Genomic DNA, 19595 nt, shown 5'->3' on the forward strand with positions numbered 1-19595 from the left:
AAGCGGTTAGCGTGACCATAGTCGCGCCCTGTTTCCCCCACCCGCCCGTTTATTACGCCCATGTGAAACATTCGTCGACTGGACCGATCACCCCGACCGGCGTCCGGCGCAGATCATGCTGATCGAGCAGCCCGCACATCCCGAGCCGATCATGCTGATCGAGTATCCCGCGCAGCGGGCGTATCGAGATCCCCCCACCCCCTCCCTTAGGCTGACCGGATGTCAGCCCGCCCTCGGCGCCCCACCCTCGCCGATGTGGCCCGCTCGGCCGGCACCTCCGCCACCGTCGTCAGCTACGTCGTCAACAACGGCCCGCGCCCCGTCTCCCCCGAGCTCCGCGCCCGTGTCGAGACCGCCATCACCGAGCTGGGCTTCCGCCGCAACTCCCTCGCCGAGGCGCTCAGCGTCGGCCGCTCGAACCTGGTCGGCCTGCTCGTCCCCGACTCCTCCAACGCCTTCTTCGGCGAGCTGGCGCGCGAGATCGAGCACGAGGCCCGCCGTCGCTCGCTGCTGACCCTCCTCGGCAACACCGAGTACGACCCGGAGGTGGAGCGCGGCTACGAGCGCACCTTCGCCGACCTCCGCACCGCCGGCATCCTCCTGATCACCATCGACCCCGCCAGCACCGCCGACACCGCCCCCCGCGTCTTCCTGCACTCCGCGGCCCCCACCGACACCGAGCCGAGCGTCGTCTTCGACGACGAGCAGGGCGTGCGAGCCGCGGTCGAGCACCTGCTCTCGCACGGCCACGAGGACGTGCACTGCATCACCGGCCCCGACGACTTCGGCCCCTCAGGCCTCCGCGCGCGCTTCTGGGCGGAGGCGATGGGAGGCACCGCCGGCCGCCTGCACCGCGTGCCGATGGACCGCGTCTCGGCCGAGGCGGCCCTCCGCACGATCCTGCGCACGGAGCGCCCGCGCGCCGTCTTCGCCACCACCGACGAGCACGCCCTCGCCCTCCTCCGCGCCGCCTCCCAGGAGGGGATCCGCGTCCCGGCCGAGCTCGCGATCGTCGGCTTCGACGGCATCCGCGAGGCACTGCTCGGCGGTGTCCGCGTCACCACCGTCGCCGTCCCCGTCCGCGAGATGGCCCGCATCGCCTTCGAGCTCCTCGACGAGACCCTGGCCGACGCCCCCGTCCGCCACGTCCGCCTGCCGACCACCCTCGTCCTCGGCGAGACCTGCGGCTGCACCCCCACCCCCTGACGCCGGATCCACGGGGAAGAGTGGCCCGCAGACACGCTGGTCGAGTAGCCGCGCAGCGGCCCCTCCATGCTGGTCGAGTAGCCGCGCAGCGGCGTATCGAGACCCACCGTCCGATGAAGGCCCGGTCTGCAGACTCGTCCTTCTGGCGCCGGTGGATCTCGATACGCCCGCTCCGCGGGCTACTCGATCAGCATGAAGTGCGCCCGACAGTCCGGATCCGCAGACCACGGCACCCGATCCGGACGCAGAACATCAGCCAGGCGTCACTCTCAGCGCCCCTCGGCGACGACGCACGTCCTCGGCTGATGTACCGCCGCCGCCACTGCGCAGAACATCAGCTGAGACGGGGGCCCCTCCGCTGACAGCGGAGGCCGGGTGCTCTCAGCTGATGTTGTGCGCGCAGCACCCCTCCACGCCAGTCGGCCGGCCACGCAGCGCCCCTTCCACGTCGGCCGGCCGGCCGCGCAGCACCCCTTCCATGCTGGTCGAGTAGCCGCGCCAGCGGCGTATCGAGACCCGCCGCCCTCAGCCGATCGCCGCCAGCCGCCCCACGATGCCCTCGCCCAGCCGCGCCACGTACCCCTCCGGGTCCGGCCCCTGCGGCGCGAGCTCGACCAGCGAGATCCCGAGCGCCGCGTACTCCTCCATCGCCCGCACGAAGCCGTCGGGGTCGCCGACCGGATCCCCGCCGCCGATGATCGTCTTCGTGATCGCGTCGTAGTCGCGCCCCAGCTCGTCGCAGTGCCGGCGCAGCACCTCGAGCTTGTGGGCGATCCCCTCCGCCCCGATCGCGAACAGGTTGCAGGCGTCGCCGTACTCCGCGACCAGCCGCAGCGTCTTCTTCTCCCCGCTCCCGCCGATCAGGATCGGCGGACCGGGCCGCTGGATCGGCTCCGGGTGGTTCAGCGTCTCCGCCAGTTGGAAGTGCTTCCCCGAGTACGGCCCGTCGTCCTCGCTCCACATCTGCTTGCAGATCTGCAGCGTCTCCTCGAGCCGCTCGAACCGCTCCTTCAGCGCCGGATACGGCACGCCGAGCCCCAGGTGCTCCCGCTCGTACCAGGCCGCGCCGATCCCGAGCATCGCCCGCCCGCCGGACAGCACGTCGAGCGTCGTCACGATCTTCGCCAGCAGCCCCGGGTGCCGGTAGGTCACCCCGGTGACGAGCAGCCCCAGCCGCAGCCGCTCCGTCCGCCCCGCGACGAACCCGAGCGAGGTGTACCCCTCGAGCATCGGATCCTCGCTCGTCGCGAACTGCTCCATCTGGAAGTAGTGGTCCATCAGCGTGAACCACTCGCAGCCGACGTCCTCCGCCGTCCGGGCCGTCGCCCCGAGGATCGGCGCGATCCCGGCACTGCCCCCCGGCAGCGTGAAGTTCATGAAATGAACTCCCACCTTCATGCGAGCCCCTCCGTCCCGTCGCGAGGCGACCTTTGAACCGACTCGACGTGCGTTCCGACCTGCATGCGCGCGCTCCTGACTCCTCGGAGGCGGATGGCGTCCGGCGGGACTCCGCCGTCTCCACGCCCGCTCCCCTGCTGATGACTCGATCCGAGCCTCCCACGCGCCGCCGCCGGTCGGGCCCGCACTCCGCGGACTCCCATCCACGCAGTGGTCGGAACGCGCCACCCGGCGGTGACGGTCGCTCCAGCAGAGCACTGGGCCCCTACCGTGGTGAAACGTTCCACGAAGAGCCCGCTCCGCACCCGCAGATGCAAGGCCCGGCCGCCGCCCGCCCGTCCGTTCCACGTCGACCACAGGAGTTCGCACCATGTCCGCAGAGCGCGCGCGAGTCCCAGGACTGCTTCCCGAGACCGTCCGCCGGCGGACCCGCGTCGGACTCGTCGCCGGCGGGCTGGGCGCCTACTGGCCCCAGTTCCCCGCCCTCCTGCCTCACGTGCAGGAATCGGCCCGCTACGTCTCCGACCGCCTGGCGGAGCTCGACGTCGAGGTGACCGATGCCGGCTTCATCAGCGACGCCCACGGCGCGGCCTCGGCGGCGGAGGCGCTGCGCCGCGCCGACCCCGATCTCCTCGTGGTCTTCCTCACCACCTACCTCACCGCTTCGATGGTCCTCCCGATCGCGCAGCGGACGGGCGCTCCCGTCCTGATCATCGACCTCCAGCCCACGGCGGCGATGGACCACGAGAGCTTCGGCACCGGGGAGTGGCTCGCCTACTGCGGGCAGTGCTCCGTGCCCGAGGTGGGCAACGTGTTCCGCCGCGCCGGGATCCCGTTCCGCTCCGTCTCCGGGCACCTGCGCGACGAGAGCGCGTGGGAGCGGATCGGACGCTGGATCGGCGCCGCTCACGTCCGCGCCGCGCTGCGCCACGGCAGGCACGGCCTCATGGGGCACCTCTATCCCGGGATGCTCGACGTCTCGACCGACCTCACCACGGTCTCGACGACCTTCGGCTCGCACGTCGAGGTCCTCGAGTTCGACGACCTGCGCGTCCGTGTCGACGAGGTGACCGATGCCGAGGTGGAGGAGCGCGTAGAGCTGGCACGGCGCGTCTTCACAGTCGACGACACGGTCGACGAGGAGGACTTCTCCTGGGCCGCGAAGGTCTCGGTGGGCCTCGACCGGCTGATCGAGGACTTCCGGCTCGACTCGCTCGCCTACTATCACCGCGGCCTGAACGGCGAGCAGCACGAGCGACTCGGCGCCGGCATGATCCTGGGCGCATCACTGCTCACGGCCCGCGGTGTCCCGGTCGCGGGCGAGTACGAGCTGCGCGCGTCGCTCGCGATGCTGATCGCCCAGCGCCTCGGAGCCGGCGGCTCCTTCACCGAGATCCAGGGCCTGAACTTCGTCGACGGCGTCGTCGAGATGGGCCACGACGGACCCGCGCACCTCGCGATCTCCTCCGGCGATCCGCTGCTGCGCGGCCTCGGGGTCTACCACGGCAAGCGCGGCTGGGGCGTCTCGGTCGAGCTCGACGTCCGCCCAGGCCCCGTGACCGTCTTCGGCCTCGGGCAGGAGCGCGACGGCTCCTACGTGTTCGTCGCCTCCGAGGGCACCGTGGTGCCCGGCCCTCTGCTGCGGATCGGCAACACCACGTCCCGCGTCGACTTCGGCGGCGATCCGGGGCTCTGGGTCGACGAGTGGAGCGCTTCGGGCGTCGACCACCACTGGGCGCTCTGCGTCGGTCACCGCGCACGCGACCTCCAAGCCGCCGCCGAGCTCCTCGGCGTGGCCTTCCGCCGGGTTCAGCTCTGACCTCGGCGTCCATCGACGGCGCACGACCACCTCGTTCAAGGGAGAACAGTCCAATGGCACGTTTCGGAGCGACCTCCACCACCGGCTGGAAGGCCACCGTCTCGGTGGCGATGTCGAACTACATCGAGGCCGGCTCGATCATCGCGATCGCCACCAGCCTCGGCTTCTGGCAGGCGGAGTTCGGCATCGACGACACGGCCGTCGGCCTGCTCGCGGCCGTCAGCGCGAACGCGTTCGGAGCCGCGGTCGGCGCGCTGATCGGCGGTCCGCTCTGCGACCGCTACGGCCGCAAGTTCATCTACACCTACGACCTGATCCTCTACATGGTCGGGATCCTGCTGGCGGCGTTCGCCTTCGACGTCTGGATGCTGGGGGCCGCCTTCGTCCTCACGGGGATCGCGGTCGGCGCCGGCGTCCCCGCGTCCTGGACGTACATCGCGGAGGAGGCACCGGCCGGCCGGCGCGCGAAGCACGTCGGCACGGCCCAGCTGGCCTGGTCGATGGGGCCCGTGGTCGGCTTCGCGCTCGCGACGGTGCTCGCCCCCCTCGGCCTGCTGGGCAGTCGACTCGTCTTCGTCCACCTGTTCCTCGTCGCGTTCGTCGTCTGGTGGATCCGCCAGGGACTCCACGAGTCGGTCCTCTGGAAGGAGTCGAACAGCCGCGCGCTGCGGACCCGCGAACCGCGTCGCGGCCTCCGGGAGCTGCTCTCGAGGCCGACGAACGTCAGGGCCCTGGTCTTCCTCTTCGGGATCTACGGATTCTGGGGGGTGTGCGCGGGTCAGATGGGGATCTTCATGCCCCGGGTCTACGCCACGGCGGGAGTCGCCGACCCCGTCGCGCAGAACCTGCTCCAGGTGCTGCTCTGGAGCTGCACCGTCCTCGCGACCTGGCTGGGCTTCATGCGATTCGGAGACCGGGTGAGCCGCAGGCTGCTCTACGCCGCCGGTGCGGCACTGGGGATCGTCGCGTGGGTGCTGCTCGTGTTCGCCGAGGTCACGCTCCCGGTCCTCCTGCTGTTCGCGGTCTGCTGGGGAGTCTCCGCGGGCATCGGCGCGCAGGCGTTCTACAGCCTGTGGGCGAGCGAGCTGTTCGCCACCCCGTACCGCGCGAGCGCACAAGGAGTCCTGTTCTTCGCCGCCCGCGTCGCAGTCGGGGTGCTCAGCTCCTACTTCCCGACGGTGCTCGCCGCCCACGGCGTCCCCGTGGTCGGTCTCATCATGATCGCGCTGCTTCTGATCGCCCTCGCCGTCGGTGCGATCTGGGCCCCGCAGACCAGAGGGAAGACCCTGCAGCAGATCGAGTTCGAGCGCTACGGAGAGCTGATCGCCGCCGCCCCCCGCGCCGGCGAGACCGCACGTCCGACCCTCGGCTAGACGCCGTGTCTTCCGACGGACCATCGGCGCTGCGCTTCGACCCGTCTCCTCAGGGAATGTGGTCGTGCTGGTCGTGAGTGGTCTGCGGCGCGCGGAGTCCCCGCCAGAAGGGCTCGTGTGGTGAGTGCTCGATGATGAGCGACGGAAGGATGGCTACGGCGCCTGCACCTCGAAGGAGGATGTCATCAAGCGACGCGACGACGTCGAGCACGGATCTCGGGTCGAACTGCCCGGCCAGACGCTTCGCCTTCGTCCGGACGTTGTTCGGCGTCGGTCCGGCGTCGATGATCGAGTGGTTCCACAGCCGACTGTGGTGAGCACACCTGTTGCGGAGATACACGAGCGCCCGTACTCGGTACGCGAATCCCGCCTGAGCGACGCCGAGGCTCGAGGCGACTGCGCCGGCCAACGACCCGGAATCACCGCGTTCGATGCACTTCGACAGCGTGCCGAACGACCAAGCGTCGACTGCAGACCAGATCGGCAGCGCATCGAAGCGTGCGGTCCCCACCTCGCGAGTGTTCGCTGTGAACCGCAGAATGTGCCTCTCCCGACTGCGTTCGATGTCTCGGAGGCACGCCTCCGCGGTCGGCTCCACAGAGGGAGCATCCGAGTAGAAGGCGGCCGAGAGATACGACCTGTAGGGGCCGTGTCGATCGGCGATGACATGAGCGGTGTGGCTGCGGAGGAGGATCTCGGCGTGCGCGAGCTGCGCGCTGAGCGACTGCCTCAGCTCTTCGTCTGCGTCGTAGATCCTCCGGATCCCTTCGAAGGAGGTGTCCTGGACGAACATGTCGTCGCCGTCCTGTGGGGCGCGCTGAAAATACCTGGCATAGCCGGAGAACCGGTAGTAGTTCTGCGCCGCTAGGAATCTCTCGCAGGCCGCTGGGTCACCGATGGCGAGGTCGCGCTGGCGAAGCAACTGAACCTGCTGCGCCCACGAAAGGCTCGGCTTCAGAGCCACTGCAGTACCCCGATACCCATAAAAAAGGCCCCTCCCATTTGAGCTTCAAGGAGAGGCTTGGGAGGGGGTCGATTGGTTCGACTTTACCAGGTGCCCACGCGGCGCGGACTGTCGGACCGGTACCGGCGCGGAACGTCGAGTCCTTGGCGTCCGACGCAGCAGGATGCTGCCGCCGCACCGTCACCGCGGGGCGTACCGCGTCAGCACCGCGCCCTCCGGCAGCGGCTCGCTGCCGAGGAAGCGCAACTCCGGTCGGAACCCGGCGGCGAAGTACGGCGTGCCGCCGCCCAGCACGAACGGCTGCGTGTAGAGCCGGTACTCGTCGATCAGCCCGGCCGCCCCGAGCGACGCGGCCACAGTCGGCCCGCTCACCTCGATCGCGCCGTCGGTCTCGGCCTTGATCCGCCGGAACGCGTCGACCGCGTCGGACGCGATCAGCCTCACTCCCTCGGGCACCTCGGTCACCGTCGACGAGAAGACGACCTTCGGAGTCTCGACCCACGCCTGGGCGAAGTCCTCGGAGACCTCGTCCCACTCCGGATCCGGCCGGCCCCAGTACGCCATCATCCGCCACATGCGAGTGCCGTAGACCGAGAGCGCGGCGGCCCGCTGCCCGTCGTTGAAGACCCGGTGCAGCTCGGGGCCTGGGGCAGGGAAACCGGAGAGGTCCCCGTCCGCCGCCGCGACGAACCCGTCGATCGACACGAGCATCCCGTAGCTGACGAACCCCATCGGAGCCTCCTGATCGGCGCGACCCCGGCGTCGCACGCCCCGATGCTAGCCACGCGCCCGCGGCGTCCGGAAGAGGAGACGTCCGAACGAGTCCTACGCCCCGACGCGGAACCGGCGCCCGCCGAACTCCACGACGTCGCCGACCACCAGCTGCCGCCCGCGCCGCCGGTCCACCTCGCCGTTCACGCTGACGGAGCCGTCCGCGACGGCCTCCTTCACCTCGCCGCCGGAGTCGAGGATCCCCGCGAACTTCAGGAACTGCCCGAGCCGGATGCTCTCCCCGTCGAGCGCGACCTCCTCGACCGGATCCTGTGCAGCCACGAGCGTCAGACCGCCGGGATGTCCGCGAAGCGGGAGAAGTGGCCGTGGAAGCCCACGGTCACCGTGCGGGTCGGGCCGTTGCGGTGCTTGGCGACGATGAGGTCGGCCTCGCCGGCGCGCGGGTTGTCCTTCTCGTAGGCGCTCTCGCGGTGCAGCAGGATCACCATGTCGGCGTCCTGCTCGATCGAGCCGGACTCGCGGAGGTCGGAGATGGCGGGCAGCTTGTCGGCGCGCTGCTCCGGTCCACGGTTCAGCTGCGACAGCGCGATGACCGGCACCTGCAGCTCCTTCGCGAGCAGCTTCAGCGCACGGGAGAACTCGGAGACCTCCTGCTGGCGGCTCTCGACCTTCTTGCCCGAGGTCATCAGCTGGAGGTAGTCGATGACGACCATCTTCAGGCCGATGCGCTGCTTGAGCCGGCGGCACTTCGCGCGGATCTCGACGAGCGTGAGGTTCGGCGAGTCGTCGATGTAGAGCGGAGCGTCGTTGATGCGGCCCCGGGTCGAGGCGATGGTCGTCCAGTCGCGCTGGTCGACCGTGCCCTTGCGCATGTGCTGCAGCGGAACGGACGCCTCGGCCGAGAGCAGGCGCATCGCGATCTCGCTGCGCCCCATCTCGAGCGAGAAGAAGATCGTCGCCATGTTGTGCTTGATCGCGGCGGCGCGGGCGAAGTCGAGCGCGAGCGTCGACTTACCCAGCGCCGGTCGCGCCGCGACGATGATCATCTGGCCGGGGTGGAAGCCGTTGGTGAGGTCGTCCAGGTCGGCGAAGCCGGTCGGCACGCCGGTGAAGGCCCCGTCCTTGTGCGCCGCGGCCTCGATCTCGTCGATGGCGACGGTCACCGCGTCGGTCAGCGGGACGTAGTCCTCCGCCGTCTCGGACCCGGTGACGTTGTAGATCTCGGCCTGCGCCGTGTTGACGAGGTCGAGCACCTCGCCCTCGCCCTGGTAGCCCATCTGCGCGATGCGCGTGCCCGCCTCGACCAGGCGGCGCAGCAGCGCGCGCTCGGCCACGATCGACGCGTAGTAGCCCGCGTTCGCCGCGGTCGGCACCATCGCGGTGAGCGAGTGCAGGTAGTCGGCGCCGCCGGCGCGCTGCAGCTCGCCCTGCTTGGTCAGCTCGTCGGTGACGGCGATGACGTCGGTCGGCTCGCCGTGCGAGTAGAGCGCCAGGATCGCCTCGAAGACGATCTCGTGCTTGGGGATGTAGAAGTCGGTCGCCTTGACGCTCTCCACGACGTCGGCGACGGCGTCCTTCGAGAGCAGCATGCCGCCGAGCGCCGACTGCTCCGCGAGCAGGTCGTGCGGGGGCGTGCGCTCGTTGCTGCGCGGGGAGTCCCCTCGGGAGTCCCGCCCGTCTCGTCCGTCCGAGCCGGGAACCGCCAGGTGCGCGATCGTCATGCCTTCGCCTCCTCCTGTCGGGTGCCTCGCGGAACGGGTGGCGACACGGTCGAGCCGTCTGTCGCGAGTGCCGGGAACAGGTCTACGCCCGACCTCCGACAGCGGCCGCTCGGCGCCCGCCCCGCTCCCCTCGCGGGGCGCTGCGCCACACTACGGACCGCCCGCCGCCGGGGTCAAACCACCCTGTGGAGAGAACTGTGGAGAACGAGCGGGAAACGCCGCACCCGCTGTGGGCAACGTGTGGACAACCCTGTGGGAACTCGACTGTCGGACAAGTTTTTTCGACCGCTTGACCAGGCCTTTCCCTCTTTCCACAGGTGTGTGGGGAAAAGAGTCTCCAGACCACCTTGAAGGTTGCCCTCCCGCGAGGGTGTATGTGGATGGAGCTGTGGACAACCGCAACGACGAAGGGCGGTGCGAGGGGACCGTGAAGTCCCGTCGCACCGCCCTCCGCGGCGTTCTCGCGGCCTTACTTGGCCGCGACCACCTGCAGCTTCACGGTGGCCTGGATGTCGTCGCGCAGACGCACCACGGCCTCGTGCTCGCCGACGTTCTTGATCGCGTTCGAGATCACGATCTTGCGCTTGTCGAGCTCGCCGTAGCCGGCCGCCGCCACCGCGGTCGCGATGTCGGAGGTCTTGACGGACCCGAAGAGGCGCCCGTCCTTTCCGGCCTTGACGGTCAGCTTCACGCGGTTGGCCTCGAGGACCTGCTTCGTGTGCTGAGCCTCCTCGATGGTCTTGTGCTCACGAGCGGCTCGCGCCGACTTGATCTGCTCGACCTGCTTCTCGCCACCGCGGGTCCACGCGACGCCGAAGCCCTGCGGGATGAGGTAGTTGCGGGCGAACCCGTTCTTCACGTCGACGACGTCGCCGGCGGAGCCGAGCCCGTCGACCTCGTGGGTCAGGATGACCTTGGACATCTTCTACCTACCTTCCGCTGCCGGCGTAGGGCAGGAGCGCCATCTCGCGGGCGTTCTTGACGGCGCGGGCGATGAGGCGCTGCTCCTGGACGGAGACGCCGGTGATGCGACGGGCGCGGATCTTGCCGCGCTCGGAGATGAACTTGCGAAGGGTCGGGACGTCCTTGTAGTCGATGACGCCCACGCGGACCGACTTCGCGGGGGCCGCGTTCTTCGCGCCCTTGCCGCGGATCGGCTTGCGGCGATCGCCGCTGCTCTTTCCAGCCATAGTGGTTTCCTTAGATTCTGGTTCGCGTCCGTCGGCACCCCTCTCGGGGCGGGGACGCGTGATTCAGGTGAGGGCGCGCTCGAGCCGGAGGCTCAGAACGGCGTCTCGTCGTTGTAGCTGCCCGGCGTGCTCCACACGTCGCCACCGGCCGGAGCGCTGGGCGCCCACGGCTCCTCGGCCTGGCCGCCACCGCGGTTGCCGCCGCCGTTTCCGCCGGAGCCCCCCTGGTTGCCGCCGTTGCCGCCGCCGAAGCCGCCCTGGCTCGCGCCCTGGTTGCCACCGCCGCCGCCGCCGACCTGACCGCGTCCACCGCCGCCACCGGCTGCGCGCGTGACCTGAGCGGTCGCGTAGCGCAGCGAGGGGCCGATCTCGTCGATCTCGAGCTCGATGCTGGTGCGCTTCTCGCCTTCCTTCGTCTCGTAGGAGCGCTGCTTCAGGCGGCCGGTCGCGACGACACGGCTGCCCTTGGTCAGCGTCCCCGCGACGTTCTCGGCGAACTCGCGCCAGACGGAGGCCCGGAGGAACAGCGCTTCGCCGTCCTTCCAGTCGTTCGCCTGACGGTCGAAGGTGCGCGGCGTGGAGGCGATGGTGAAGTTCGCGACCGCGAGCCCGCCCTGCGTGTAGCGCAGCTCGGGGTCGGCGGTGAGGTTCCCCACCACGGTGATGATCGTCTCGCCGGCCATCAGCGTTACGCCTTGGGAGCGGCCGGAGCCTTGGCAGCCTTGCGGGCGGCCTTCTCGTCGGCGAGCTTCTTGGCGGCGGCGACCTGGGCGATGCCCTCTTCGGCGCGGAGCACCTTGGTCCGCATGACGGCCTCCGACAGCTTCAGCTGACGGTCGAGCTCGTTCGCGGCGGCCGAGGTCGACGTGAAGTCGACGATGGCGTAGATGCCCTCGGACTTCTTGTTGATCTCGTACGCCAGACGACGGCGGCCCCAGACGTCGACCTTGTCGATGGATCCACCATCGGTGCGGATGACGTTGAGGAACTTGTCGAGACTCGGAGCGACGGTGCGCTCATCGATCTCGGGATCCAGGATGACCATGAGTTCGTACTGATGCGTCACTAACCCACCTCCTTCGGACTGAACGGCCACGGTATTTCCGTGACAGGAGGGTATGTAGCATCTGCCCACTCCCGCGGACGCGAGTGCGTCTGGTCATGGACAACCTGACGACCCTACCATCCGCGGGGCTCCGAGCCCAGGGCCGATCCGGCGGGATCCGCGGTCGCCCGCCGGATCCCGCCGTCACCGGGACGCGCTACCGCTGGATGAACGCCAGCAGGTCCGGGTTGATCACGTCCGCGTGGGTCGTCAGCATGCCGTGCGGGTAGCCCTCGTAGATCTTCAGCGTCGAGTCCTGCAGCAGCTCGTGCTGCTTCAGCGCCGCGTCCTGGTACGGCACGACCTGATCGTCGTCGCCCTGCAGCACGAGCACCGGCACGGTGATGGCCTTCAGGTCCTCCGTCTGGTCCGTCTCCGAGAACGCCTTGATCCCCTCGTAGTGCGCGAGCGCACTGCCCGTCATCCCCTGGCGCCACCAGTTGTCGATCACCGGCTGCGAGACCTCCGCGCCGTCGCGGTCGAAGCCGTAGAACGGACCCGACGCGACGGCCTGGAAGAACTCGGCGCGGTTCGCGGCGAGCGCCTCGCGGAACCCGTCGAAGACGCTCATCGGCGTGCCCTCGGGGTTCGCCTCCGTCTGCACCATCAGCGGCGGCACGGAGGAGACGAGGACCGCCTTCGCCACGCGGCCCTGCGGCTGGCCGTACTGCGCGACGTAGCGCGCGACCTGGCCGCCGCCGGTGGAGTGGCCGATGTGGACCGCGTCGTGCAGGTCGAGGTGCCGCACCACGGCGTCGACGTCGCTGGCGTAGTGGTCCATGTCGTGTCCGGTGCCGACCTGGGCCGACCGCCCGTGGCCCCGGCGGTCGGTCGCGATCACGCGGTAGCCGTGTGCGTGGAAGAAGAGGAGCTGCGCGTCCCAGTCGTCCGAGGACAGCGGCCAGCCGTGGTGGAACACGATCGGCTGCGCGTCCGCGGATCCCCAGTCCTTGTAGTAGATCTCGACGTCGTCGTCCGTGGTCACATACGGCATGGTCGTACCTCCGTGCTCGGGTCGGCCCGGGGCACGCCCGAGTCGACGTCAGCGTGCGCTCCTCCCCGAAGCAGGGGAGAAGTGGCTCCACGATAGGCCTGCCGCGTCGCGACACGGAGGGATCGCTCCGAAGTTCGAGAACCATTCAGACGGTCGTCCGGAGGACGGGACGGATCTGGTGCCGGACGCCGCGGAGGGACAAGCTGAGCGCATGACGACGCAGCAGACGATCGACCCCTCCGTCCCGCCGAGCGGCCCCGGCTGCGTCGAGTGCGAGCAGTCCGGCTCGTGGTGGCTGCACCTGCGCCGCTGCGCGCTCTGCGGGCACATCGGCTGCTGCGACGACTCGCTGAACCGGCACGCGACCGCGCACTTCCACGAGACCGGCCACTCGGTCATCCGGAGCTTCGAGCCCGGCGAGGAGTGGTTCTGGGACTACCGGACGGACGACTACGCCGACGGTCCGCGTCTCGCCGACCCGCAGAGCCACCCCGCCGACCAGTCGACGCCCGGACCGGCGGACCGGGTGCCGCGCGACTGGCAGTCCGTTCTCACGGACCGGGACTGATCGGCTCCCGATCCCGCGCGACGACGCTCAGCGCGCCGCCCACCACTCCTTCAGCCGCCGGGCGGCCTCCTCCTCGCCGAGCGGTCCCTCCTCGAGCCGCAGCTCGAGCAGGAACCTGTACGCGAGTCCGACCTCGCGCCCCGGCGGCAGCTCCAGGATCGCCATGATCTGCGTGCCGTCGAGGTCGGGCCGCTTCGAGGCGAGCTCCTCCTTCTCGGCGAGCTCCGCGATCCGCTGCTCCAGGTCGTCGTAGGCGTGCGCGAGCCGGTCGGCCTTCCGGGTGTTGCGGGTGGTCACGTCGGCCCGGGTGAGGATGTGCAGCCTCTCGAGCAGCGGGCCGGCGTCGGTGACGTAGCGGCGGACGGCCGAGTCGGTCCAGGCGCCCTCGGTGTAGCCGAAGAAGCGCAGGTGCAGCTCGATCAGCCGGGCGACGTCCGCGATGGTCTGCTTGTCGAACTTGAGCGAGCGCAGCCGCTTGATCGCCAGCTTCGAGCCGACGAGGTCGTGGTGGTAGAAGCTGACCGCACCGCCCGGCTCCAGCCGCCGCGTCGCCGGCTTGCCGATGTCGTGCAGCAGCGCCGCGATGCGGAGGGTGACGTCCGGCGCCGCGCCGGGGTTCCGCTGCCCCTCCAGCGCGATCGCCTGCTCCAGCACCGTGAGGCTGTGCACGTAGACGTCCTTGTGGTGGTGGTGCTCGTCCTGCTCCAGGCGCAGGGCCGGCAGCTCGGGGAGGAAGTAACCGGCCAGACCGGTGTCGACGAGCAGCTCGAGTCCGGCTCGGGGCGAGGCGGTCGCGAGGAGCTTCCGCAGCTCCTCCTGGATCCGCTCCGCGGAGACGTCGTCGATGCGCGGGGCCAGCTCGGCCATCGCCCACTCGACCTCGTCGGTCGTCCGGAAGCCGAGCTGCGAGGTGAACCGCGCACCGCGCAGCATCCGCAGCGGGTCGTCGCCGAAGGAGAGGTCCGCGGCGGCCGGCGTGCGGAGTCGGCCGGCGAGCAGGTCCTCCACTCCCCCGGCCGGATCGACGAGCACGATCTCGGGCAGCCGCAGCGCCATCGCGTTGACGGTGAAGTCGCGGCGCACGAGGTCGCCCTCGAGGCTGTCGCCGAACTCGACCTCGGGCTTGCGGCTGACCCCGTCGTAGCTGTCGCTGCGGTAGGTGGTGATCTCCACCGTCTCGCCCGCGATCCGCGCGCCGATCGTGCCGAACGCGCGGCCGATGTCCCAGTGCGCCTCGGCGATCGGAGCGACGATCCGCACGATGTCGTCCGGCCGCGCCGAGGTCGTGAAGTCGAGGTCGTGCACGCCGTGGCCGAGGAAGGCGTCGCGGACGGGGCCGCCGACCAGCGCGAGCTCGTGGCCCTGCGCGGCGAACGCCTCCGCGAGCCGGGCCACCGTCGGTGTCGCCGCGAGAGCTCGGAGGGTCTCGAGGGCGGTCTGGACGCTGTGCATCCGGCAGATCCTACCGGGGAGGCGTGACCGGGCCGCGGTGCGCGCCGGGCCGCAACCGGCTCGACCGGTTACGGTTGCTGAGCGACTCCGCAGCGCATCCCGCGGTCGATCAGCCGACCGCCGGGGGGCCTGCCCGTAGAATCACCCGCATGGAGGCCGAGTGAGTTCGATGCGTCGGCACGACCTCACCCCCTCCGATCGTCCCCGCCCCCGGCGAGCGGTCCCGCAGCTGCTCCGCTCCGCCGGTGCCGCTGCGCTGTCGATCGCGCTCCTCGGCGGCGCCCTCCCCGCGGCAGCGACCGCCGCCGAGCGCACGGCCCTCGAGTCCGGGCAGGCCACCGTCACCGCGACGGTCGGCGCCGCGAACGACGGCGTCCTCCTCCCCGGCCAGGACCTCCAGCTCGCGATCTCGGTGCGCAACGGCACCACCGAGTCGATCGACGGCGCGCGCGTCGAGGTCGCGATCGACGAGGACACCCTCGACTCCCGGGCCGAGCTTGCCGAGTGGCTCGACGGCGAGTCCGAGGACGAGGGCACGAGCACCGGCGACGGCGCCGACGTGCGGCTGCTGCCCTCCAGCTCGGCCCAGGTCGGCGTCACCGTGCCGGCCGCCTCGCTCCCCTTCTCGATGGACTTCGGCCGAGACCCCGAGGCCTTCGGCAGCCACGCGATCTCGGTGACCGTCACCAGCCCCGGCGGGACCGTCGCGACCGCCCGGGGCGTCGTCGAGCTGACGACCGGCTTCCCGAGCGAGCAGGAGACCGGCGTCAGCGTCCTCGTGCCGCTCACCGTCCCCGACACCGCCGACGGCCTGCTCTCGGCCGAGACCCTGCAGGACTACACCCAGACCACCGGCACGCTCTCCCGCCAGCTCGACAGCGTCGACGGCCGCGCCGTCACTCTCGGCGTCGACCCGCGCATCCTGGCGTCGATCCGCGTCCTCGGCGACACGGCACCGGAGTCGGCGACCGCCTGGCTGGAGCGGCTCCAGTCGGTGCCGAACGAGGTCTTCGCCCTGCCCTACGCCGATGCGGACGTCGCCGCCCAGGCCCAGGCCGGCCTCTCCACGCTCCTCGCGCCGACCTCGTTCGAGTACGCGCTCGATCCCGCGCTCTTCGCGCCGACGAGCACGGGCACGCCGACCCCCACGGCCGTGCCCGACGACTCGACCACGCAGGACCTCCCCGACCGCCCGACGACGGAGTCGCTCCTCGCCTTCGACTGGTCGCCCACGGTCGGCAGCATCGCCTGGCCGGACGACGGCACGGTCCGTGCGGCGGATCTGGGCGTGTATGCCACGGGCGGCATGACCCGCACGGTCGTCTCCTCCGCAGGCCTCGTCCTGCCCGACGGCGTCTCGACCACCACCCGCGCCACGGTCGACGACCACGACGTGATCGTCGCCGACAGCGCCCTCTCCTCCGCCTTCGACGCCGCCGTCAGCGCGAGCACCGACTCCGAGTGGCGCGCGAGCATGGCCGACCTCACCGCCGACCTCGCGCAGGTGCAGCGGGAGGACGAGTCGCCCGACGTGGTCCTCGCACTCGATCGCGGCGCGGCGATCGACGGCGTCCGCCTCGCGCAGACGCTCGACGCCGTCGACGCCCTGCCCTGGGCCGAGGGCTCGTCCCTCGCCGCCGCCCTCACCTCGCCGGCCACGGAGGACGCGACGGTCGTCGACTCCCCCGAGTCGGAGCAGCGCCTCGAGGGCGTCTCGGACCTGCTGACCGCAGCCGCCCGCGTCGAGTCGTTCTCGGCCGTGCTCACCGAGCCGCAGCTGCTCAGCGGCAAGCGCCGCAACGACCTCCTGGCCCTGCTCGCCGTGACCTGGCGCGAGGACGCGACCGGCTGGCAGGAGGCGGTGACCGCCAGCCGTGAGCAGGCCGACACGACGCTCTCCTCCGTCGCCATCGAGAGCTCCGACAGCGTCACCCAGCTCTCGCGCGACTCGAGCATCCCCGTCTACGTCCGCAACGACCTGCCCTGGCCCGTGACGGTCCGCATCCAGGCCTCGACCTCGAACGCCGTCCTCGACATCGACGAGTCCTCGGTCGAGCCGACCGCGATCGACGCCCGCTCCCAGGGCCGCGTCCTCATCCCGGTGAAGGCCCGTGTCGGCAACGGCGAGACCGAGCTGCGCATGCAGCTCACCGCGCAGGACGGCACGCCCATCGGCACCCCCACCGGCATCGTGACCAACGTCCGGGCCGACTGGGAGACCGTCGGCACCCTGGGAATCGGCATCCTCCTCGTCCTCGTCTTCGGCGCGGGCATCCTCCGCAACATCCGCCGGCGCCGCCGCGGCGACACCCCCGGGGAGGACGAGGAGGACCCGAACGCCCCCCTCGCCGTCCAGCCGGGCCTCGACGACGATCGAACGGACCCCCGTGGCTAGCTTCTCCCTCGGTCGCGCGAGCGCCGTCCTCGCCTCCGGCACGATGGTCTCGCGGGTCCTCGGCTTCGTGATGTCGCTGGTCTTCACCCAGACCATCGGCCTCGTCGGCCAGGGCGCCGACGCCTTCACCGTCGCCAACGGCCTCCCGAACACGATCTACGCGATCATCGCGGGCGGTGCGCTCAACGCGGTCCTCGTGCCGCAGATCGTGCGCGCCGGTCTCCAGGCCGACGGCGGTCAGCGCTACATCAACAAGCTGCTGACCCTCGCGCTCCTCGTCCTCCTCGGCGCAGCGGTGATCGCGACGCTCGCGGCGCCGCTGCTCATCCAGCTGAACGCCTCGCAGTACGGACCGGAGCAGACCCGCCTCGCCGTCACCTTCGCCTACTGGTGCCTGCCGCAGGTCTTCTTCTACGGGCTGTACACGATCCTCGGCGAGGTGCTCAACGCGCGCGGCTCCTTCGGTCCGTTCACCTGGACCCCGGTCGTGAACAACGTCGTCGCCATCGGCGGGCTCCTGGCCTTCCAGCAGCTCTTCGGCTCCGACGGCGGCGGCGACCGCGTCGCCACGCAGTGGACGCCGGAGATGATCGCCGTCCTGGCCGGCTCCGCGACCCTCGGCGTGGCGCTCCAGGCGATCCTGCTCGTCTTCTTCTGGAAGCGGGTCGGACTGCGCTACCGTCCCGATTTCAACGTGCGCGGCGTCGGCCTCGGCCGCGCCGGGAAGATCGCCGGCTGGACCTTCGCGACACTGCTGCTGACGGTCGCCGCGGGCTTCATCGAGAACAACACGGTGAGCGGCCCCTCGGGCGACGATGCCTCGGCCACGGCGCTGCAGAAGGCCTGGCTCGTCTTCATGCTCCCGCACTCGGTGATCGCCGTCTCGATCGCCACCGCGTACTACACGAAGATGAGCGGCCACGCCTCGCGCAACGAGATGAAGGACTTCCGGAGCGACATCTCCACCTCGATCCGGGTGGTCGGGCTCTTCCTGTTCTTCGCCACAGCGGCCCTCGTGGTCTGCGCCCGCTCCTTCGCGACGATCTTCGCGCCGACCGATCCCGTCGCCGCCGGGCAGATGGCCATGATCATCACCGCCTACGTCATCGTGCTGCCGCTGTTCTCGACACTCGCGATCGTGCAGCGCGGGTTCTACGCCCTCAACGACGGCCGCTCGCCGTTCGTCTACACGCTCGTGCAGACCGCGATCATCGTCGTCGGCTGCGGGATCGCCTTCCTCCTCCCCGACGACTCGACCGCGTTCTTCGTCGCGCTCTCGATCTCGGCGGGCGTCGCCGTCCAGGCGCTGATGGCGTGCCTGATGCTCCGGAAGAAGCTCGGCGGCTGGGGAGGGACGCGCATCGTGCTCCGCTTCGCCACCTACGCCGCCGCGACCCTCCCCTCGATCGGCGCCGGCGTCCTGGTGATGTTCGTCCTCGCCCAGGCCGACGACTACCCGGCCGCCGGCTGGCCGCAGGCCCTCATCTCGATGGTGCTCACGGGCGTCGTCATGGCCCTCGTCTACTTCGGCGTGCTCTGGGTCCTCCGCGTCCCGGAGCTGCGCGCGATGGCCGCTCCGCTCCTCCGCCGCCTCGGGCGCTGACGCGGCACGGGACGCCGAAGCGTTCCTGAGAGCCCCCGTCGCGACACTGGGACGTCACCGGACCGGTGGTGCGCCCCCGGGCGCGACGTGGAAGGGTGGGGGCGTCCTCCGGCAGAGCCGCCTCCCCCCTCCTCCCTCCCGCCGATCCGGAAGGCGCGATGCGCTCCACCTTCGTCCTCCTCCGCGTGCTCGTCGCGGCCGCCGTCCTCACCGCGACCACGGTGAGCTTCCTCGACTCCCACGCCTTCTGGGTCGAGGCCCGCTTCCGCGACCGCGCCACCCTCGCCGCCAACTTCTTCAGCTACATCACCGTCGAGGTCTGCCTGCTCGCGGTGGTCGTCCTGCTGATCGGCGCCGTCGTGCTCGCCCGCGGGGCGCTCCCGGAACCGCGCTGGTTCGCCTGGCTGCGCGCCGGGGTCGTCACCTACATGGTCGTGATCGGAGTGGTCTACAACCTGCTCCTGCGCGGCACGGTGGTCACGGGCGCCGGAGCCGGCCAGGACTGGACCAACGAGGTCATGCACGTCGTGGCGCCGCTCGCCCTGATCCTGGACTGGCTCTTCGCACCCGGCCGGCGCCGCCTCTCCTGGGCCGTCGTCCCCGCGCTGCTCGCCTTCCCGGTCGCCTGGTTCGTCTACACGATCATCCGGGCGCCCCTCGTCTACGACCAGATGAAGCACGAGCAGGTCTGGTACCCGTACCCGTTCCTGGATCCGCGTCTCGCCGACCCGCCGATCGTCCCCGGCGGCATGATCGCGGTGGTCTTCTACGTCGCCGCGATGACGGCGGTCTTCGCCTCGGCCGGCTGGCTGACGGTCCTGATCTCGCGCCGGTCGATCGGGCAGCGCGGCACTGTCGCGGGATCGGCAGAGAAAGAGCCGGTCAACGCAGCTTTCTGAGCCGTTTCGCGAAGAGCCGTTCGGCGAACCTGACCGCGGACCGAGTGCCCCGGACGCCGCGGAATAGCCCCCGCCTAGGATGTGTTGTAGCCCCTGGAGCCCGGGAACGACAGAGCGAGCGGGACCGGCTCCGCGGATCCGCTCTCAGCACCGGATCCGGGCAGACCACCCCCTCC

At 70.7% G+C, this 19595-nt stretch carries 18 protein-coding genes; 7 read left to right on the forward strand and 11 right to left on the reverse strand.

All coding sequences use genetic code 11. The features are described from left to right. Positions 1-219: 219 nt before the first annotated feature. The gene (locus tag EDF35_RS06700) at positions 220-1206 is read left to right on the forward strand and encodes a LacI family DNA-binding transcriptional regulator (protein ID WP_133961303.1); all 987 of its coding nucleotides are present in this window, start codon (positions 220-222) and stop codon (positions 1204-1206) included. A 525-nt stretch (positions 1207-1731) separates the two neighbouring features. Here EDF35_RS06700 and EDF35_RS06705 read toward each other — a convergent pair. Continuing rightward, positions 1732-2583: an LLM class F420-dependent oxidoreductase gene (locus tag EDF35_RS06705; protein WP_243839864.1), complete on the reverse strand. Its 852-nt coding sequence runs from the start codon at positions 2581-2583 to the stop codon at positions 1732-1734. A gap of 391 nt (positions 2584-2974) precedes the next feature. On the opposite strand from EDF35_RS06705, the gene EDF35_RS06710 reads away from it, so the two are divergent. Together EDF35_RS06710 and EDF35_RS06715 are read left to right on the forward strand one after the other, a co-directional pair. Then, on the forward strand, positions 2975-4423 hold the full coding sequence (locus EDF35_RS06710; RefSeq protein WP_133961308.1) for an L-fucose/L-arabinose isomerase family protein: 1449 nt from the start codon (positions 2975-2977) through the stop codon (positions 4421-4423). Positions 4424-4476: 53 nt separating this feature from the next. Beyond that, on the forward strand, positions 4477-5796 hold the full coding sequence (locus EDF35_RS06715) for an MFS transporter (protein WP_133961310.1): 1320 nt from the start codon (positions 4477-4479) through the stop codon (positions 5794-5796). 49 nt (positions 5797-5845) lie between these two features. Here the strand turns inward: EDF35_RS06715 and EDF35_RS06720 are convergent, their stop codons facing one another. The 9 genes from EDF35_RS06720 to EDF35_RS06760 form a co-directional block, all read right to left on the reverse strand. After that, positions 5846-6760 (reverse strand): Abi family protein, encoded by a 915-nt coding sequence (locus EDF35_RS06720; RefSeq protein ID WP_243839865.1) that lies wholly within the window; start codon positions 6758-6760, stop codon positions 5846-5848. Positions 6761-6940: 180 nt separating this feature from the next. Beyond that, complete coding sequence (locus EDF35_RS06725) at positions 6941-7492, reverse strand: dihydrofolate reductase family protein (protein ID WP_133961312.1); 552 nt, start codon at positions 7490-7492, stop codon at positions 6941-6943. A 93-nt stretch (positions 7493-7585) separates the two neighbouring features. Continuing rightward, entirely contained in the window at positions 7586-7813 is a 228-nt protein-coding gene (locus tag EDF35_RS06730; RefSeq protein WP_123731445.1) for an RNA-binding S4 domain-containing protein, read from the reverse strand. A gap of 5 nt (positions 7814-7818) precedes the next feature. After that, a complete protein-coding gene (gene dnaB / locus EDF35_RS06735; RefSeq protein ID WP_123447283.1) occupies positions 7819-9213 on the reverse strand; it encodes a replicative DNA helicase in 1395 nt (464 codons plus the stop codon). Positions 9214-9682: 469 nt separating this feature from the next. Beyond that, entirely contained in the window at positions 9683-10135 is a 453-nt protein-coding gene (gene rplI, locus EDF35_RS06740; protein ID WP_123447282.1) for a 50S ribosomal protein L9, read from the reverse strand. A 7-nt stretch (positions 10136-10142) separates the two neighbouring features. After that, positions 10143-10403, reverse strand: coding sequence for a 30S ribosomal protein S18 (rpsR, locus tag EDF35_RS06745; RefSeq protein ID WP_056039813.1), 261 nt, complete (start codon positions 10401-10403; stop codon positions 10143-10145). 92 nt (positions 10404-10495) lie between these two features. After that, positions 10496-11086: a single-stranded DNA-binding protein gene (locus EDF35_RS06750; RefSeq protein ID WP_123447280.1), complete on the reverse strand. Its 591-nt coding sequence runs from the start codon at positions 11084-11086 to the stop codon at positions 10496-10498. A gap of 5 nt (positions 11087-11091) precedes the next feature. Beyond that, positions 11092-11469 carry a 30S ribosomal protein S6 gene (gene rpsF / locus EDF35_RS06755; protein ID WP_123447279.1) on the reverse strand — a complete coding sequence of 126 codons (378 nt, stop codon included), beginning with the start codon at positions 11467-11469 and terminating at the stop codon, positions 11092-11094. 196 nt (positions 11470-11665) lie between these two features. Continuing rightward, positions 11666-12502 carry an alpha/beta hydrolase gene (locus tag EDF35_RS06760; RefSeq protein ID WP_133961314.1) on the reverse strand — a complete coding sequence of 279 codons (837 nt, stop codon included), beginning with the start codon at positions 12500-12502 and terminating at the stop codon, positions 11666-11668. Positions 12503-12713: 211 nt separating this feature from the next. On the opposite strand from EDF35_RS06760, the gene EDF35_RS06765 reads away from it, so the two are divergent. Then, positions 12714-13070 (forward strand): UBP-type zinc finger domain-containing protein, encoded by a 357-nt coding sequence (locus tag EDF35_RS06765; RefSeq protein WP_123706124.1) that lies wholly within the window; start codon positions 12714-12716, stop codon positions 13068-13070. Positions 13071-13097: 27 nt separating this feature from the next. Here EDF35_RS06765 and EDF35_RS06770 read toward each other — a convergent pair whose 3' ends face one another. Continuing rightward, on the reverse strand, positions 13098-14522 hold the full coding sequence (locus tag EDF35_RS06770; protein WP_133961316.1) for a CCA tRNA nucleotidyltransferase: 1425 nt from the start codon (positions 14520-14522) through the stop codon (positions 13098-13100). A gap of 169 nt (positions 14523-14691) precedes the next feature. Here EDF35_RS06770 and EDF35_RS06775 point away from each other — a divergent pair, with 169 nt between their 5' ends. The 3 genes from EDF35_RS06775 to EDF35_RS06785 all read left to right on the forward strand — a co-directional run bounded on the left by EDF35_RS06775 (position 14692) and on the right by EDF35_RS06785 (position 19419). Then, the gene (locus tag EDF35_RS06775) at positions 14692-16917 is read left to right on the forward strand and encodes a DUF6049 family protein (RefSeq protein ID WP_243839893.1); all 2226 of its coding nucleotides are present in this window, start codon (positions 14692-14694) and stop codon (positions 16915-16917) included. Next, positions 16910-18520 carry a murein biosynthesis integral membrane protein MurJ gene (gene murJ, locus EDF35_RS06780; protein WP_243839866.1) on the forward strand — a complete coding sequence of 537 codons (1611 nt, stop codon included), beginning with the start codon at positions 16910-16912 and terminating at the stop codon, positions 18518-18520. The genes EDF35_RS06775 and murJ overlap by 8 nt, the downstream gene beginning before the upstream one ends. A gap of 158 nt (positions 18521-18678) precedes the next feature. Then, the gene (locus EDF35_RS06785) at positions 18679-19419 is read left to right on the forward strand and encodes a Pr6Pr family membrane protein (protein ID WP_133961320.1); all 741 of its coding nucleotides are present in this window, start codon (positions 18679-18681) and stop codon (positions 19417-19419) included. The last annotated feature ends 176 nt before the right edge of the window (positions 19420-19595 follow it).

Source organism: Rathayibacter sp. PhB151 (assembly GCF_004366415.1).
Lineage (GTDB): Bacteria > Actinomycetota > Actinomycetes > Actinomycetales > Microbacteriaceae > Rathayibacter > Rathayibacter festucae.

What these genes read in the sequence shown, in the direction of transcription:
- EDF35_RS06775 (WP_243839893.1), top strand. Translation starts at nt 14,692, where the DNA reads ATGCGTCGGCACGACCTCACCCCCTCCGATCGTCCCCGCCCCCGGCGA.
- EDF35_RS06750 (WP_123447280.1), bottom strand. Translation starts at nt 11,086, where the DNA reads ATGGCCGGCGAGACGATCATCACCGTGGTGGGGAACCTCACCGCCGAC.
- EDF35_RS06705 (WP_243839864.1), bottom strand. Translation starts at nt 2,583, where the DNA reads ATGAACTTCACGCTGCCGGGGGGCAGTGCCGGGATCGCGCCGATCCTC.
- EDF35_RS06725 (WP_133961312.1), bottom strand. Translation starts at nt 7,492, where the DNA reads ATGGGGTTCGTCAGCTACGGGATGCTCGTGTCGATCGACGGGTTCGTC.
- EDF35_RS06710 (WP_133961308.1), top strand. Translation starts at nt 2,975, where the DNA reads ATGTCCGCAGAGCGCGCGCGAGTCCCAGGACTGCTTCCCGAGACCGTC.
- EDF35_RS06765 (WP_123706124.1), top strand. Translation starts at nt 12,714, where the DNA reads ATGACGACGCAGCAGACGATCGACCCCTCCGTCCCGCCGAGCGGCCCC.
- EDF35_RS06760 (WP_133961314.1), bottom strand. Translation starts at nt 12,502, where the DNA reads ATGCCGTATGTGACCACGGACGACGACGTCGAGATCTACTACAAGGAC.
- rpsR (WP_056039813.1), bottom strand. Translation starts at nt 10,403, where the DNA reads ATGGCTGGAAAGAGCAGCGGCGATCGCCGCAAGCCGATCCGCGGCAAG.
- EDF35_RS06715 (WP_133961310.1), top strand. Translation starts at nt 4,477, where the DNA reads ATGGCACGTTTCGGAGCGACCTCCACCACCGGCTGGAAGGCCACCGTC.
- dnaB (WP_123447283.1), bottom strand. Translation starts at nt 9,213, where the DNA reads ATGACGATCGCGCACCTGGCGGTTCCCGGCTCGGACGGACGAGACGGG.
- rplI (WP_123447282.1), bottom strand. Translation starts at nt 10,135, where the DNA reads ATGTCCAAGGTCATCCTGACCCACGAGGTCGACGGGCTCGGCTCCGCC.
- EDF35_RS06700 (WP_133961303.1), top strand. Translation starts at nt 220, where the DNA reads ATGTCAGCCCGCCCTCGGCGCCCCACCCTCGCCGATGTGGCCCGCTCG.
- EDF35_RS06770 (WP_133961316.1), bottom strand. Translation starts at nt 14,522, where the DNA reads ATGCACAGCGTCCAGACCGCCCTCGAGACCCTCCGAGCTCTCGCGGCG.
- EDF35_RS06785 (WP_133961320.1), top strand. Translation starts at nt 18,679, where the DNA reads ATGCGCTCCACCTTCGTCCTCCTCCGCGTGCTCGTCGCGGCCGCCGTC.